The organism is Chitinophaga varians (assembly GCF_012641275.1).
Classification (GTDB): Bacteria; Bacteroidota; Bacteroidia; order Chitinophagales; family Chitinophagaceae; genus Chitinophaga; species Chitinophaga varians_A.
This window is the reverse complement of record NZ_JABAIA010000003.1, coordinates 1120503-1139092: the sequence shown is the minus strand read 5'-3', so window position 1 is coordinate 1139092 and position 18590 is coordinate 1120503. Positions and strand designations below refer to the sequence as shown.

Here is an 18590-nt window from a genome sequence, read left to right as displayed (position 1 = left end):
AGTTAAAAAATCAGAAGTTAAAAGAGATTTCTTCACCGGCAGTGACAGGCGCAATACTGCTGTCATCTATAACATCGGCGATGGCGCCTCTGGAGTGACGCGCTAGTTTTTGCGTCAGCTCAACAAACCGGGATGCCAGCAACCGGGCATCTTCGGGGGTAAAGTACTGCCTTGAAAATTCCAGGCGGAAGTAAAAGGCTGTATCATCTTCAAACGAGATGAGCGTCAGCGGGTATGCAGGGGAAGCGTGCTCCACTTCATATAGCCGGAAAGGTGATCCGGTTGCCTCCAAATGTCCGCGTTCAAAATTTTGAAAAACAAACATGGTCCTGAACAGCTCGCGTTCCTGTTGACCACCCCTCCTGTTCAGAACATGCTGAATATCCGAAAGATCATACATCTGGCGGTCGCCTGCCTGCACCAGGTGGCGATGCAGGTCATAGATAAAATCCGTTACCTTTTGGTCCGGACGAACCAGGCTCCTCACCGGCAACGTTTTCACAAACATTCCCACCACATTTTCCAGCTCATACTGCGTTCTTCCCGAAGCTGCAACCCCTACTACAATATCTTCCTGGCCGGTGATCTGCGAAAGAAAGAGGAAATACACAGACAATAATACAGGGGCAATAGTGACTTCCTTTTCACTCAAATCTTTTATCAGCGGCGCCAGCAACTGTTTGCTGACTGCGACCGTCACCTGTCCGGCCTGGTCCGGCAGCTCACCCGTTCCGCGGGAAACGGGCAGATGTAGTACGGGCACTTCCCTTTCCAGTATTTTCAGCCAGAACTCGCGGTTGGCAAGGTATTCTTCCGTCATCCTGAAATTCCATTCCCATTCTGCGTAATCCTTATATTGTATGGCCAGCGGGGGCAGCATCTTTCCCTGGTAGAGCTTTATAAAATCGGTATACAGTACCTGCTGTGAAATGCCATCGCAGATAATATGATGTATGTCCATCACAAGTATGCTGCGGCCATCGTTTACAGTAATCAGCATACATCGGAGCAACGGGGCACATTCGAGGTCAAAAGACCTGACAAAAGAAGCGATAGCTCCCGTTATTGCATGAGGGTCACAATTTATTGCTTCCAGGGAGAAGTTGATATCTTCCTGTATTACCTGCATCAACCGGTTGTCAACAAACCGGAAAGCTGTTCTCAGGCTTTCATGACGGCGTAGCAGCGCTTGGACGGCGGTCTCAATCTTGTCCCGGTGTACCTCACCGGCTATCTCCCAAGCCACCGGCATGTTGTACGCAGTACTGTTGCGGTCCTTAGCATAATCGTAGTACATTCTCTCCTGGACGGCAGTAACATGATAGGCGGCTTTCGGCACAGCGGGAGTGATGGTATAAAACGTTTCACGGGCCGACTGCCGGATAAGCGCCGCCTGCTTTTTGATGGTCAGGTTATCGAACAGCGCCTGCAGGGAAAATCTCACCTGGAATTCGTTGTATATCCTGCCGATCAGCTTCATCACCGCGAGCGAATTGCCGCCGGCATGGTGAAAACTGTCGTCTGTTGAAATGGGTCTGTCTCCGAGAATTTCTTTCCAGATACCCAGCAATGAGACCTCTGTATGGTCCGTCGGGGCAACGATGGGACGCTGGCGGTTCCCAACCTGGCTCTTTAGTTTGTTGTAGTCAATTTTTCCGTTGCTCAGCAGGGGGAACCTATCTACCTTCTCTACCACCGGGGGAATCATATAAGCTGGCAGGTTGGCATGAAGATGCTCCAAAATGCGTGTTAGAGCATCGGGGTGGTTTTTGTATGTTTCCTGTAATACTACGAAGGCCATCAGGGAGGTGTTGCCGTTTTCCCCGCGGTCGGTGACCAACGCGCTTTTTACTATGCCGGAGGCTATCAGCTGCTGCTCTATCTCATCCGGTTCTATCCGGATACCGTTGACCTTCATCTGCCGGTCTGCCCTGCCTATCAGGTCTACTTTTTTATTTACCAGGAAGCGCGCAATGTCCCCTGTCCGGAATGCGATGGTATCACCCAATACTTCGTCATGTATTCTTACAAACCGTTCCCTGGTCATCTCTGTATCATTCAGGTAGCCTTTGGTTGCATAGTTGGTGATGATATACAGCTCCCCCGGGATCATAGGCCCACAGGGTTGTCCGGCATCATCACAGATCATCAGCCTCGTATCCGCGATCGGCTCCCCTATTGGTATCCTGGCTTTGCTGATATCAGCAGGTGTGATGCGGTGAAAGACGCGGACCATTGTACATTCTGTGGGCCCGTACAGATTCACCAGCTGTATCCTTTCCCCGAAAACAGCGTACCACGGGGCCAGCTCAGAAGGAATCACTTTCTCGCCGGATAGCAGCACATGTTTCAGCTTACTGAAATGCTGCGTGGTAAGCCTGTCGTTGTTGATGAGCCGGAATAAAGACGGTACGCAGTGGACAAGGGTGATCCCCTCCCGGTCTATCCATTCGGTAATGCGGTCAGGCGTCAGGAAAGTTTCATCATCGGGCGGCACGCAGATCGTCCCGCCCTGCAGCAACGGTGCAAAGATGTCCCGCAGAAAAGCATCGAAATAGGGGCTGATGAACTGACTGCATCTGCAGCCTGTATCAATGCAGAACGTTTCGGTTTCCCATTTCAAGAACTGCAACAGGCTGCCATTTCTGCCGATAATCCCTTTGGGCCTGCCGGTTGACCCGGAGGTAAAATAAATATAAAGGCTGTCCTGTTCGTCCCACGCAGGATAGATACCTGCTACCATATCTGCCTGTTGCGGGCTGGCAGCCGCATCTTCCACATAGCAAATGGATACATGCGCATCGTGCAGCTTATTGATATGGGGCGAGCAACGGGATGTCAGGAAAACGGCGGGGGCCAGTTCTTCCAGGATGGTCGCCAGCCGGTTGGCCGGCAGCGAAAGGTCTACCGGCACAAAAACACATCCTGCATTGGCAATACCGATAATAGCAGTGATGAGATCTGCGCGATCGCTGAAATAGACAGCTATCCTTGCTTCTTTTCCAAGCTCCATGCCCGTTAAAAAGGAGGTAATGCTGTTGGCGCCGGTCAGCAGCTCTGCGTAGCTGACATGCCTGCTGCCGTACTCCACGGCGGTCTTATCAGCATGGCCACGCAGGCTGCTGATCAGTTCAGACTGAAAGGTCATAACATAGATTTAATTGGCGAGATTTGCGTATGATCGGTCCCTGTAAGGGAAACAGGCGGGCTATCGGAAGTATTCGTCCAGCAATATGCCCAGTGTCAGTACAATCATCAGCTGGTCTGTTTCAAAAGGCAGATCAAGCGTGAATGTTTCCTGACTGTACATTTTTTTCAGGTGTTCTACCTGTCCCGGATTAAAAATCCCCTGTCTCTTTATCTGCTCATATGACAGCAGGTCATTGATATATTCCACATTGCGGCGGAGAAGGTAAGGACTGCCGGGCGCCACGAACCCGTATTTTTCTCTTTCAACCACATTTTTGGAAACAAAGCGTCCGGCCATTTTTTTCAGGATGTATTTTTCGGTAAACCCGTTCAGTTTAAGATCCGAGGGGACGGTTGCAGAAAACTCCACCAGCTCCCTGTCCAGGAAAGGATACCTGACTTCCACGGAATTGGCAAGCGCCATCCTGTCTCCATGATCAGACACGAGGTGATCCACCAACCGGAGCTTATAATCGATATACGCTCTTTTATTCACCATATCCCGGTTTCTAAGCCTGTCCCTGTTGACCACAAAATGCCGGAGGCAGTTGAAGTCGTGGTAAACCGCATTTACCGCGTCGCCATAAAGGCTTCTTTTGTCTGCCTCCGTCTCCACAAAATTACGCTCGTAAAAAAAGTCCCCGTCGCCCCATACTTTTTCGCGGAGTGCCTGCTCTCGCGGGGTAATGGCATGTTGCATCACCTGCATGGCCCTCATTTTATCGAACCTGAAACCTACATACCCGGCAAACAACTCATCGGCGCCTTCGCCGGACAATACGACTTTAATGCCTTTTGAACGGACCGACTCTGACAGGGAAAGCGAGGCGGTATTATAGGATTCCTTCAAAGGACATTCACAATGATAGATCACTTGCCGCAGCCTTTCGCTGATATCATCATAAAAGAAGATCTTCCGGTTAAGCGCGGCCTTGCTTTCTCTTGCCACGAGTTGCTGATATGCTGATTCGGAAAACTGAGATTCCACAAAATCTATCGAGAAAGCCTCTTTCACATTCCCCGCTGCCAACAGGCAAACCTTCATGGCAATGGCAGATGAGTCCAGCCCTCCGCTCAGATAAAATCCCAACGGCACATCACTCCTCAACCGGAGGTTTACCGATGCGCAAAACAGCTCCTCCAGTCTGTCTACAAAATATTTCTCGGGTTTTCCGCCGTCTCCTATCTGCCCTTCGGGATAAATGAGATCCCAGTATTCCACCTTGCTGATCTTTCCTTTGTTATCAATATGCAGATAGTGACCGTTTTCGAGGCTGGAAATATTTTTAAACATTGTGACAGGACTGATCAGCCCTGCAAACGTCAATATCTGGTCCAGCCCTGTGAGGTTCAACTCCCGGGTTACCAGGGGATGCTCCAGTATCGCTTTGATCTCTGAACCAAAAATAAAGGCATTGCCGGCAGTTGTATAGAAGAATGGCACGATGCCCATCTGGTCACGTACACCATAAGCGCATTGTTTTTTGCGGTCATACAGCAAAAAGGCAAACTGGCCGTTCAGCTTGTTCAGGAAGTCCATCCCGTGTTCTTCATACAAGTGCACGATGACCTCTACATCTGAATCCGTCCGGAACGCGTGTCCTTTTTTCTTCAGTTGCTGCCTGAGCTCTATATAGTTAAATATCTCTCCGTTGCAGATCACGACAACAGACCTGTCTTCATTATACAGGGGCTGCATTCCGTTTTCCAGGCCGATGATGCTGAGCCTGGAAAAGCCCAGCGCCACATTATCAAGCAGTACTGTTTCCTGGGCATCCGGTCCGCGGTGGCGTAGCTTGCTGTTCATTTGCGCTACGATCTTTTTGTCATATTCCGACAGCGGTCCGTCATATTTAATATATCCGCAAATTCCACACATAAAATAGCGTTAAATATCAGGTTAAGTTTGTGTAAACCGGCGTGCTGTTCATGATATGACCACTTCCGGCTTTATGCCGTTAATATGTATACTTCCGTTTTCCAGCACAGCTTCGGTAATGTTTTTATAGTAGGCCGCCAGCAACCCGATCTCTTCTGCCTCATAGAGTGCTTTGTTGTAGATGAAATACAAATTCCAGCAGTCTCCCTCTTCTGCGATTTGTAAACTGAGCGGATGATCTGTTGTAGCAATCCACAGGTCTTCGCAGGGCACAAAATCAAGATCATCCGGTTCTATCGTGGCCGGTCTTGCGGTGATAAGTGAAAAATGTGCGTCAATGAGCGCGGGAACGGTATTACCATCTGCCCGAAGCATAGACACCATGTCCTCATATTGATAATCCTGGTGTTCAAAAGCTTCCAATACAACATTCCGGACCATCTGCAACAGTTCCGCGTAAGGTGTATTTTCATCAAATTGCAATCGTAGGGGCAGCAGGTTCACAAACGTCCCCACCACGTCGAGCAGTCGCTCCTGCGGCCTTCCTAAGCTTTCAGTACCGATCGTGATGTCAGTGCCTCCGGACACTTTTGACAGGAGTATATAGTAGACAGAAAGCAGGAGCATAAAATCTGACACCCCCGAAGCCCTGGCGAGCCTGGAAGCTGCCGTTCGCAAATGGCTGCCCAGCTCCATCCGGTAGCAGCCGGCCACCTGCATATCGGGCACGCCGCCGTTGCGGGCGATCAGCCACGAAGCGCCCTCCGGCTTATTGGCCAGCTTTTTCCGCCAGAACTCCTGCTGTTGTTTCAGACTTCCGTGCCGCTGCCGTTGCCAGCAGGCATAATCCGTGTACCTCAACGCCAGCGGCGCCGGTGTGGCTCCTTTATAAAACGCCTTAAAGTCGTTCATCAGAATATCGCGGGAAACCCCGTCACATACGATATGATGTATATCAACAAACAGGAAGTTCTCCTCATCGTTTAACTGCAGCACGCCACAACGGACCAGATTACCGGCCTGCAGATCAAAGGGCCTGACAAACCCTCTGAAGGCGTCGTCCACTGTTTGATAGCCGGCGCTCAGGTCTACGATCTCCACGTCCGCTGTATCGTCTACCCGTTGAACCAACCCGCCGGGCGTAAGCAAAAAGGCGGTGCGCAGCCCTTCGTGGCGGCTGACCAGCAGCCGGATGGACTGTTGCAGCCTTTCCAGGTCCGGCTTGCCGCTCATGCGATAGACTTTACAGTTATTATAAGTGAGATTATCTTTTACCAGTGTATGCTCATAAAATATTCTTTCCTGTGCAGAAGATGCCGGGTAGTAGTCCATTTTCTCCCGGCGCCGGATCATTATTGCCTCTTCTTTACGCAGCGTATCCACAATGCGCGCCAGCTGTTCAATAGTCGGCGTATGGAAGATTTGCTGTATACCCGGCCTGACGGCAAATAATCCCTGTATGCGGTAATTTAGCCTTACAGCGGTGACGGAATGGCCGCCCAGTTCAAAGAAGTCATCCTTTACACTAATGGTTACAGCATCTATCTGTAGCAGTCCTGCCCATATTCCGGCCAGTGTTTGCTCCGTCCGTGTGCGTGGAGCCACGTAACTTCCTTCCGGCCTTACCCCGGGGTCAGGCAGCGCTTTGCGGTCTATCTTTCCGCTTCCCGTAAGGGGCAGCTTATCAATCCGTACGTAAGCAACAGGCACCATGTGGTCCGGGAGGCGGGCTGCCAGATAGTCTTTCAGCCGCCAATGCTCAATTTCGTTATCCGCTACATACCACGCCACGAGCTGTTTGCTGCCCCCCTTTTCCAACAGCCCGACAACAGCCTGCTTTATTTCCTGAAAACCGGTTAATCGATTTTCTATTTCTCCTGTTTCCACCCTGAACCCTCTGATCTTAACCTGATGATCGATCCGCCCCAGCAACTCGATATTACCATCGGGGAGTATCGTGGCCAGGTCTCCGGTACGGTATACTTTGCCTGTCGTCAGTGAATGAATCGAAACAAACTTTTCTTCTGTCAGCGCCTCCTGATGCAGGTAGCCTTCGCCCACGCTGTCTCCCGCCACGCATAGTTCTCCCGGAATGCCGGGCGGCTGTATTTTCAGCTGCCTGTCGACGATAAATATTTTTGTGTTACCTGCCGGCCTGCCAATCGTCGGACGCCGGAAGAACGATGGGTCGGTTATCCGTTGTGCCACAACGCCGATGGTCGTTTCTGTTGGTCCATAGTGATTGATGTATTGAATATGCCCGTAGTACTTCATGGCTTTTTCGATATCGGCCGGCACTATAGGTTCCCCTCCGAGCAGAATATGCCTGAGCGCAGGCAACGGACATCGTCCGAAGGCCGGTGCTTCCACTATGGCGCTGAACAGGGTGGGCGTGAGCTTCAGATAGGTAATATGGTTATCCGCCACATACTGCAACAACTCTTCGGGCGAACGGTAACAGGAAGGCGATACCAGGTGCAATGTGCCCCCACCGGCCAGCACCGGGAATATAGAAGAATAACCGAGGTCAAAAGCGTACGAGGAGGTAAGCACTGATTGATCGCCCGGCGTCAATGGCAGCATTTGCGTGAACCACCGTACATAGTTGGCAAGATTGCGGTGCCTGATTTTTACACCTTTGGGGCGGCCAGTGCTGCCGGAGGTATAGATAACGTATGCCGGGCATTCCGGTCTGGCCGGAAGACAATCCTCATTTGTAGTGCCTGCGGGCAGCTGCCGGTGTATCATCAGCTTTTCTCCATCGAAATGCAGGTCTTGCTGCAGGTCCTCAGTCGTTAACAGCAAGCCTGCGCGGCTTTCCAGGAGTACCTCCGCCTGGCGCCCGGTATGCTGCCCCGGGTCCAGCGGCAGAAACGCTTTGCCTGCCTTGAGGACGCCCAACAATGCAATCATCATTTCCACAGAAGGAGACACATAAACGGCCACCAGTTCGCCTGCATACGGCCGTTGGCGTATCCGCCCGGCCATTTCGGTGCTTCTTTCACTCAGTTCCCGGTAAGTGATCCTGTCATCTCCATACACCACGGCATCGTGCAGGGGCCTCTGCGCAACCTGTTCTTCAAACATATGAATAAAAGTTTTTTCGTTGCTGTAACGAAGTACCGCTTCATTCAGCTGTACCAGCCATGCTTTTTCTGCTTCCGTTATCATTTCCAGATCTGCTGCCGGCCGCGCCCAGTCGTTCGCCAGGCCGGTGATGATCTGCTCCAGGTGAGCAGCCAGGCGGCCAACGGCGGCGGTGTCATATATCTGTGGATTGTATTTGAAATTGATACAGATCGTATCTCCCGGCATAATAACAACAGCCAGGTCATAGTTTGTCTGCACGTCAACAGTTACACCGGTAATGGCCAGCCCGCCTGCCTGAAGGCCGCCGCCCTGTATCGCGCTACTGATGGGGTAGTTCTCAAAAACGAGGATATGATCGAGCAATTCCCTTCCGGGCTCACTGAGCGCCTGTATCTCCGCCAGGGAATGGAAGTGATGTACTTCCCCGTTCAGCGCGGTTTCCTGTAGCTTTCTTAAAAGGCGGGGCATCGTATCTTCTGCAGTCCAGGTTACCCTCACCGGGATGGTGTTAATAAAAAGTCCTACCATAGACTCGATTCCTGCTACCTCCGCAGGGCGGCCGGATACAACGGCACCAAACACTACATCGGAAGTATTGTTATATCGTCCCAGCATAAGAGCCCATGCCAGCTGCAGGATGGTATTGATAGTCACGCCATACTTGATGGACATATTCTTCAACTGTCCCGTCACGCCGGGAGCAATGAGCAGTTCCTGTACCAGCATACCGGGAGGCGCGGCTGTTGCAGCGGGTGAAACCTTTGCGGCAGCACGCAGGGTAACAGGGCTGTCATACCCGGATAAATACTGCCGCCAGTACCCAACCGATGCAGAGGTGTTCCTGCTGACGAGCCATGAGATGTATTCGCTGTAAGGTTTAACCGGTGGCAGCGCTGCTTTCCCGCCACTGCTGCAAGCGTGGTACAGTTTCCGGAAATCATCGATAATGAGGCTCATGCACCAGCCGTCCATCAGGATATGATGATAGCTCCATATAAACGCACAGGCTTCGTCTGACAGCTGCAAAATGGTCAGGCGCATTAATACATCCTTCTCCAGATTGAATTTGCGCGACTTGTCCTGTAACTGATAAGACCGGATGACCGCCTCCTTTCCTTTCTCCCTGCATTCCGGTGAGACATCGATATATGCGAAATCTACTTTCCTGGCCTGTAGCACCACCTGCAACGGGCGGTCCAGCCCTTCGTGCACGAAAGCCGTACGTAATACGCTGTAGCGGTCTATGATAACGTTCATGGCTTGTTCAACTGCCTCTATATTTAAAGTGCCCTCCACGCGGCAGGTGAGCTGCTCAAAATAATAACGGCCATGTTCATCGTAGAGCGTATGGAAGAAGATACCTTCCTGCATGGGCGACAGGGGATATACGTCCGCCACGGCATAGCGCTTCTGCAAAGCGTCCAGCTGTTCTACCGTCAGCGCTTTATAAGTAAGATCGGAAGGCGTAAGCTCCCTGATATTTTCCGCGCAGCAACAGGCGGTAATCTGTTCGAGATAGTCTTTGCAGGCATGCATCAGGGAGCGGATGGTTTCGGGGTAATATTGTTCCCGGCTGAAACGCAGGTTCAGCTCAAGCGTTCCATTGGCGATATGCCCCGATATTTCCAGTTCATATTCAAGTATTTCTTCCCCGTGCTGCTCGTCACCGCTGCTTTCGGGTGCCATCGCATACAGTGGGCCACCGTTGTCTTCATCGAACTGACCGAGATAATTGAAAATGATCTGCGGGCGCGTCTCATGTTCCGGCGGCACATGTGCTTCGGGGTCCATAAACCTCCATATGCCATAATCGATGCCGTTATTGGGTATGGCCCGCAGTGTTTCCTTGACAGCCTTAATTGTTGTGCCCAGGTCTTCTCCCGCAACTTCCAGTGTCACGGGGAAAATACTGGTAAACCATCCTACTGTTCGGCTGATGTCTGTTCCAGGCACGAGCTCTTCGCGCCCGTGACCTTCCAGGTCCAGTCGCAGGATATTATTTCCATATTGCCTGCGTACCGCCAGCAGCAACGCAGTCAGCAGCAGGTCATTGATGCGGGTACCAAAACGATGATGCGCCGTTGTTATCAATGCCGCTGTAGTAGCATGATCCAGCCGTATGGTTTCTATAGCCGCATGCGCCAGCGTTCCCTGTTCGGTATTATGGTCGCGCCTGATGGGCACTGTTTTACCCGGCGCTGGTAATGCCCAGTAACACTTCGCTTTTTGATAAGATTCCGTACGTATATATTCCGACAGGCGTGATGGCCAGTTTAAAAAGGCATCCGTTTTGGGAGGCAGCCCGGGCACTTCATTTTTCTGCAGCCTGTCATACAGCGAAGCTATATCTTCCAGCAGGATACGCCACGAAATACCATCCACCACCAGGTGATGGATGACGATCAGTAATCGGCTGCCATCGGGCATATGTGACAGGGCAAGCCGCATCAACGGGCCGGATTGCAGATCGATCCCTGCCTGTACGCTATTGCAGGCAGCCAGGAGTGCTGCCGCCGGGTCCGGCGTACCCCGGAAGTCATACTCCCTGCACCAGAGCTCCATATCAACGCCCCGGTTCTCCATCATTATGTCACCGTCGCCGTTGTGCCTCAACACCATCCGGAGCGCATCATGGTGTTCCTGTATGCGGATAAAGATCTTTTTGACAACATCGACAGATATTCCTGCGGGAAAATTGAGCAATACTGACTGGTTATAGTGATGTTTCCGGGTGACAGGCCCTTCAAAGAAAAGCCGCTGTACCGGTGTGAGTATAGCCGTACCTGTTACAGGCGACTGATCACTGACGCTGACAACCGGCCGTACCCGGTTTGCCAGTTCGCGGATATTCTGGCAGATAAAAATATCTTTCACAGAGATCTCATAACCGGCTGACCTCAGACGGGAAACAATCTGCGTTGATTTGATGGAATCTCCGCCGATGGCGAAAAAGTTGTCCGTTACACCAACTGTCTGTATTTCCAGTACTTTGCACCAGATGTCTGCCAGTAGCTGTTCGCTGGAAGTGACGGGCATCTCCTGCATTTCTGTCCGGCTTGCCTCCGGCGCCGGAAGTGCTTTCCTGTCCAATTTGCCATTCACAGTACGCGGCATCTTCTCCATCCAGACAAAAAATGAGGGCACCATATACTCTGGAAGGCGGCTCATGAGGTAAGTCCGAAGGTCGTCTGCTGATAACGCCTGACCGGCCACATAATAGGCCGCCAGGAACCGGCTGCCGTTTTTCTCGCGGTCCAGCACCGCCACTTCTTTCAGCTGACCATGTTGCAGGAGATGATTTTCCACTTCGCTCAACTCAATACGATGACCACGGATTTTTACCTGGTGGTCGCGGCGCCCGTTGAACACAATATTTCCATCGGGCAGGTAATATCCCATGTCACCGGTGCAATACAGCACGCTGTAGTCTGCTGACCAGGGGTTGGCGTCCGTAATAAAAGGATTCGGTATAAATGCGCGGGCGGTCTTCTCGTTGTCCTGCCAGTATCCCTTGCCCACCCCCACGCCGGCAATACAAATTTCTCCGACAACTCCCACCGGGCAAAGGTTACGGTATCTATCCAGAATGTATATCCTTATATTCCCAACGGGCTTACCGATGGGGATGACAGGCCTGTCATCATCCGGCCGGATAAGGTATAGCGTCACATCATCCGACGCTTCTGCGGGGCCGTAAGCATTAATAAGCCTAACATCCGGATAGGCGCCGTACCATCTGGCGGCTAGCGCCGGTGTGATCAGTTCGGCGGTAGGTATCACCCATCGTAGCGGTAGCCGCTGCGGCGCGCCTGACAGCAACGCTTCGTCCAGCAACGAGCCGAGCAACGAAGGTACCATCTCCGCGATGGTGACTTGTTTTTCCCGGATTTCCTTCAGCAACCTGGCCGGGTCCTGCACGATATCCTTGTCTATAATGCAGGTCCTGCCGCCTGTCAGCAGCGCGCATAAAAACTGCCAGACAGATATATCAAAACTGCAGGAAGCCATTTGTGCAATAACATCGCCTTCGCCCAGCTGCAGTGCCTCTATCATCGCATAGATATGGTTAAGCATCCCCAGCTGGTGCACCATTACGCCTTTAGGGCGGCCGGTAGTGCCGGAGGTAAAGATGATATAGGCAATATCGTCGGCTTTTGCAGGTTCTGGTATAGCCGTTCCCTGGTCGGTCTGAACAACATCCTCTACATTACAGATTTCTGCTGATAGCCCCGGGTCATCAGCCAACGAAAGCGACTGCCTGTTCACAAGCACGACCTCAGCATTACTGTCTGTAATGATTTCCAGTACGCGTTGTGACGGATAGTCTGTTTCCACCGGCACATACGCCGCACCGGCGCGGAAAGTACCCAGGATGGCCGTCAGCATATCAATACCTCTTGGCATGTACAACGCCACCCTGCTCCCTGCCTTTATGCCTTTTGCCGCAAGATATTGACCCAGCCTGGCTGCACGGCCATACAGCTCGTGGTAGTTTAACGAAAGATGGCGATGTTCTACCGCAATATGCTCCGGCGTGCGCAACATCTGCTCCATGAAAAGGGCAAAAAAAGTTTTCTCCCTTTCTATGTGCTTAACCGTGTCGTTAAAGGTGTTCAGCAACAGCTCTCTTTCCGCTCCCTGCACCAGAGCGATGGAGGCAATCCTGTCATCTGCGTTGGCACAGACAGCGTTTACGATCCTACGCAGATAAGTGATAAAACGTTCGATGGTATTGCGGCTGAAAAGCTCTGTAGAGTATTCAAAATTCAAATGCAGCCGTCCGTTCAGTTCTCCGGCAGTCAGCGACAGGTCAAACTGGGAGATAGCGCTTCCCGCAGGATACGGTGACAGGCGCAGGTCAGGTAGCTCCAGCAGCGTATCGTTAAAGTTTTGATACACAAACCACACATCAAACAACGGGTTACGGCTGGTATCGCGCGCCAGCTTAAGCTCGTCGATCAGCGATTCGTAGGGATATGCCTGCCTGTCGAATACATTCAGTGCCTTTGAACGTACCTCGCGCAGTAAAGTACGGAAGGACATTTCTCCACGTGGGAAGGTGCGTATCGCCACTGTGTTGACAAACATTCCCATGATGCTTTCCAGATCGGCATGATCGCGTCCTGAGGTAGGGGTACCGATCACAACATCTTCCTGGCCGGACAATTTTCCCAGCAGCACGCTGTATACCGCCAGCAACACCATGAATAATGTTGCGCCTTCCGCTTCTGCTATCTCCCGGAGCTGTTGTGTTTCCTGTTCACCGAGATCAAACTCTATGGTGGCGCCTTTGTAATTTCGTACCAAAGGTCTACTGTAGTCTAATGGGAGGTCCAGTGCAGCCGCCTCCTCCGCGAATTCCTCCAGCCACCAATGGCGATGCTGTTCCAACAACTGCCTCCGGGCTTCGGTACGCTGCCACACTGCATAATCCCTGTATTGCAGTTTTACTTCGGCGAGCTCCTGCCCGTTGTAGAGCGCCATAAATTCTTTCAGGAATATATTGAATGATACGCCATCCGAGATAAAGTGATGCATATCAATCATCAGGAGAAATTCGTCTGTGCTTATCTCCACCAGAGCTATACGAAGCAGCGGACCACTGTGCAGATCAAATGGCCGGACAAACCCTTTTATTACCTCCGGAAGTTCATCTTCTGTTGCCATTATGTGGTCCAGCGGGATATGTACGGCATCTGTTATCTTCTGTACCGCCGTGCCCTCTTCAAACCCGACATAGGTCCTTAATATCTCGTGCCGTGCCACGATCCTGTTTATGACACGGTTAAACTTCTCTTTGTCGACCGGTCCTTTTATCCGGATCATCTGAGAAAGGTTGTAGGCGAGCGACGACCGGTCGAATTCATACAGGAAATGCTGTCTTTGCTGTACTGCGCTCAGCGGATACCAGTCTTTCCGCGGAGATGGCGCAACCGGGGCATATGTAGACGCTTCATCGTTGTGAACGGCGGCGGTGGCGGCAATCAACGCAGCCATTTTTTCGACGGTTGAATGATGGAAGAAGTCGCGCACCGATATTTCAACATGAAAAGCGCTACGTAGTCTGCCGATCATCGTCAGGGCCTTCAGCGAGTCTCCGCCGATTTCGAAGAAGTCGTCTTCAGCGGTAATCTCGCGGTCAAAGAACTGTTGCCATAATGCGGTCAGCGCCTGCGTTGCCACACCTGGCGCCGCTGCTGTTACGGGCAATGACGCCTCATATGCCGGCAGCACCGGCTGCAAAGCCGGCTGTTGATTTTCCGGCCTGTTGCCGTAAATCCACCGGTCCAGCCTTGCATACAGGTCCGATGCGGACACCAGTACGCCCGGCAGTTCCTTCATGGCGGGTATACGTTCCAGCACTGCCATCACCTCCTCTTTACCGATCAGGTCTGCCGTGGCGCTTTCCAGCTCAAGGCCGTCCAGGCTGACGTTTATCCAGTTCTCCAGTTTCTCCTGTGCTTTGTGGCTGCTGATGAAGTGGTCCATGAAGGCATTGGCCGGCGCATAAGCGCCAAAGCCTATACCTCCGAGTACAGCCGACAGCGACGAGATGATGAGGCAAAAATCTACCTGCTTTCCTTCCAGCACTTCTTTCAGTGCCTGCACGCCCTTTATCTTTGGTTCGAACTGCGCGTCAAAATCCGCTGCGGTTAGTTCCGATGCGGGGCTAACGGAGCTGCCGCCGGTGATGCCTGCCGCATGAATAACGCCATGCAGCGCGCCGAAACGTGCTTCGCATTCCTTTACCGCTGCAGCCAGCCGGGCGGGGTCTGCCACGTTGCAGGACAGGTATGCCACCTTACCGGCTGTATGTTTTTCCAGCCTGCGAAGCCTTTGCAGCTTTTCCACCTGTGCCGGACAGAGGTTGTCTGATGTTGCTGTCAGCAACCCGGTGCGGCCAAGTAACATTACCCTGGCGTTGTGTGTACGGAGAAGATAATCCGCGATCACAAAACCCAGGTTCCCCAGTCCGCCGGTAATAAGGTATACTCCTTCCTGCCGGAATGCATGGGCATGGGGAGGGGTTATCCGCTCAAATGTTTGCCGCCACCGCTTCCCGTGGCGAAAGCAGGTTACCGCGCCCCGTTCCGCAGTTTGTATTTCCCGTTGGAGGAACGTGGCGAAATCGGCCCGCAGCAAATCTTCCAGGTCTATATCAATGTGACTGGCGCGCATCCCAGGCGTTTCCTGCGACAATACTTTCAGCAGGGCCGGCGCCAGCACCTGAAGACCGGCAGGTCCGGCAGCGTCAAGGATATAATACATTTTATGGGTAATCACCACAAACTGCGGGGCACGTTCTCCATATGCCTGGCAGCTTTTGGCCAGCTCCAGCAGGCCATAACAGCACCGGCTCAACACGGCTGCCGAAACAGTCTGTGAAACAGGTTCCTGTATTCCCCAGCAATAAACGATGCAGTGAGGCAACCGATGACTTTTAGCCAGAGCGGTCAGTAACTGATCGAAATGTGCCCTGCACGAAGGATCGATGGTATAGGCATCGTCTGTATGCTGATAAAAAGCGTCGCCGGCAGTTACGCAGATGATCTTTTCTCCAGCTGCTTTGTAGCCGGAAGCCAGCGCTTCCCCCACACCGCACTCATCTGCCAGCAGCAACGTGTAGCCGGTCTCCTTCACGGGCCGCGGGCACTGTACGGGCGGAGCAATCGTCCAGGAAGGTGTATAGAACCAACGGGACATATCAGCATCCTTCTGCAGAGCCCTGTCAGCCGTCATCTCCGACAGCATGCGGGAAGCGTCCACATACACCGGGAATTTGGTTTTCTCAAATGAATAGGTTGGCAGGGATATTTTACGGCGTACCTGTCCCTGATAAAATTGTTGCCAGTCGGGCACAATTCCCCATTGCCACAGCTGTCCTATGCCAGCCAGCAACCGGTGCAGGTCTCCCGTATCTTCCCGGGGATGCCGGGTAAGCTGGCAGACTTTATGTGTAGCGTTCTGCGCTTTACCTGACTGCACAAAGGATCCCAGGGTTTTCCCCGGCCCTGCCTCTATCAGCACCGTGTGTTCCTGTTGCAGAATTGTTGCTATGCCGTCTGCAAACAAAACCGTGTGCCTGAGATGATTTACCCAGTACCCGGGCGTACAGATCATGGCGTCGGCCGCCGGAAGGCCGGTAAGGTTTGAAATAAAAGGGATCTGCTGCGGATGCATCTGCACCCGGGCCACCACCTGATGAAATTCATCCAGCACGCTGTCCATCAGGTAGGAATGAAAGGCATGGGAGGTACGCAGTAGCCTGCTGGCATATCCTTCCGCATTCAATACTGCGCCAAACTCACTGATGGCGGCCTCTGTTCCTGCTACCACACAGAGAGAACTGCTGTTTACCGCCGCCAGCGAAATGTTTTTATAATGGGGCAGCAGGTTTTCGAGCGCTTTCCTCCCCATGGAGACAGCGAGCATCTTTCCTCTTGGCGCCTTCTGCATCAGTTCTCCTCTTTTCACCACCAGCCACAGGGCATCTTCCAGCGAGAACACGCCACTGATGCAGGCAGCCACATATTCTCCCACACTGTGGCCAATCATCAGGTCGGGAAGAATCCCCCATGTGATCAGCAGGCGGGCCAGCGCATACTCCACGATAAACAACAGGGGCTGCGTGCAGGCTGTTTCATCAATCGCAGTAGTATCTGCCCCGTCTTCAGGAAACACAACAGGGTACAGTTGCCTGCCGGATATTTTTTCAACGATGGCGAATGCTTTGTCTGTCTCTTCCCGGAATACCGGTTCAGAGGTATATAGTTCCCTGCACATGTTGATATATTGCGATCCCTGCCCGGGGAACATAAAAACTTTCCGGTAGTGCTGCGTACGGGTGGCTGATTCGCTGTCTTCCACCGGCGCCTTCGCCAGTTGAGCGATCGCTTCGCTGAAGGTTTCGCTGACCACATATTTCCGGTATCGGAACGATTTTCTGCCTGTCTGGAGCGTATATGCCAGGTCAGCAAGGCTGGCGTCACTGTTTTGTTCAAGAAAGGCTTTTAGGTTAGCAGCAGCTCTTTCCAGCGCCGGCTTTGTCTTCGCCGACAGCATGAGCAGATGACTTTTCCGGCCATCTGCCACATCGGGCGCCTGCGGCGCTTCTTCGAGTATGAGATGTGCATTGGTGCCGCCAATACCGAAGGAGCTGACGCCGGCCCGCAACGGGTACTGATCGTTGCGCCATTCCCGGAGGGCGGTATTTACATAAAAAGGCGTACCTGTAAAACCGATCTCCCGGTTAGGTGTCTGAAAATGCAGGCTGGGCGGGAGCTGCCGGTACCGAAGCGACAATACAACTTTGATCAGCCCTGCGATACCCGCTGCCGTGTCCAGATGTCCTATGTTGGTTTTTACCGATCCGACCGCACAATATTTCGCCTCGCTTTTTCCAAACACGGCATTGAGCGCCTCCATCTCCACGGGATCTCCCAGTTTGGTGGCGGTACCATGCGCCTCGATATAGCTGATGGTCTCCGGCGCTGTCTTCGCCCATTTCTGCGCCATCATGATAGCTTCTATCTGCCCTTTGACAGATGGCGCCGTATATCCTACCTTGCCGGCCCCGTCGTTGTTTATGCCGCTGCCTTTGATAACAGCCCAGATATTATCTCCATCTTTCAGCGCATTCTTCAGTGTTTTCAGCACCACCACGCCGGCGCCTTCGCCGGCAACAGTTCCACTGGCAGCGTCGTCGAACGTGCGGCAATGCCCGTCTTTCGAATAAATCATACCTTCCTGGTACAGGTATCCCCTGCGCGGCCTGTTGGTGACCGTTACTCCGCCGGCTACCGCCATTCCGCATTCTCCCAGCAATAAACTCTTACACGCCATATGCACTGCCACCAGCGATGTTGAACAGGCTGTATCCAGAAAAACCGACGGACCTTTCAGATTGAGGTCATAAGATAATTTGGTGGCAATGAATTTGGGGTTGGACAATAGGGAAAGCGTGAAGTCATCCACTTTTCCGTCCCTGTTCATGAGCTGTGCATACAGCTCCCAGTTGATATCCGGCGAAGCTCCGGCAAACATCCCGATTTTATAGGGCGTTTCATCCGGGTTGCAACCGGCATCCTCCAGCGCCGCCCAGACGCACTCATGAAATACCCTCATCTGCGGTGTCATGATCCCCGCTTCATCCGGCCGGTAATTAAAAAAGGCAGCATCAAAGCAATCCTTGTCTTCCAGTAGCCCATTCGCCTTTACATAGCCCGGGGTGTTGATCAAACGCTCGTCTTCCCCGTCTTCCCGCAACTCTTCATCCGTGAAAAAGCGGACAGATTCTACACCGGCAGCCAGGTTGTTCCAGAAGGCATGGACGTCAGCAGCGCCCGGAAACCGTCCGGCCATACCGATGATCGCGATTTCTAATCCCGTATATGTACTCATCTTTTTGCAATTGAGATAGTTTATTCTGACT

At 52.4% G+C, this 18590-nt stretch carries 3 protein-coding genes; all 3 read right to left on the bottom strand.

The window, feature by feature from the left end:
• Window positions 1-10 precede the first annotated feature (10 nt).
• From HGH92_RS27280 to HGH92_RS27270, 3 genes are read right to left on the bottom strand one after another with little or no spacing between them, the layout of a single operon-like run.
• Window positions 11-3148 (bottom strand): non-ribosomal peptide synthetase, encoded by a 3138-nt coding sequence (locus tag HGH92_RS27280; protein ID WP_168873981.1) that lies wholly within the window; start codon window positions 3146-3148, stop codon window positions 11-13.
• 60 nt (window positions 3149-3208) lie between these two features.
• Window positions 3209-5068, bottom strand: a complete 1860-nt coding sequence (asnB, locus tag HGH92_RS27275; protein WP_168873980.1) for an asparagine synthase (glutamine-hydrolyzing) — start codon at window positions 5066-5068, stop codon at window positions 3209-3211.
• Window positions 5069-5116: 48 nt separating this feature from the next.
• The gene (locus HGH92_RS27270) at window positions 5117-18559 is read right to left on the bottom strand and encodes a non-ribosomal peptide synthetase/type I polyketide synthase (RefSeq protein WP_168873979.1); all 13443 of its coding nucleotides are present in this window, start codon (window positions 18557-18559) and stop codon (window positions 5117-5119) included.
• Window positions 18560-18590: the final 31 nt, after the last annotated feature.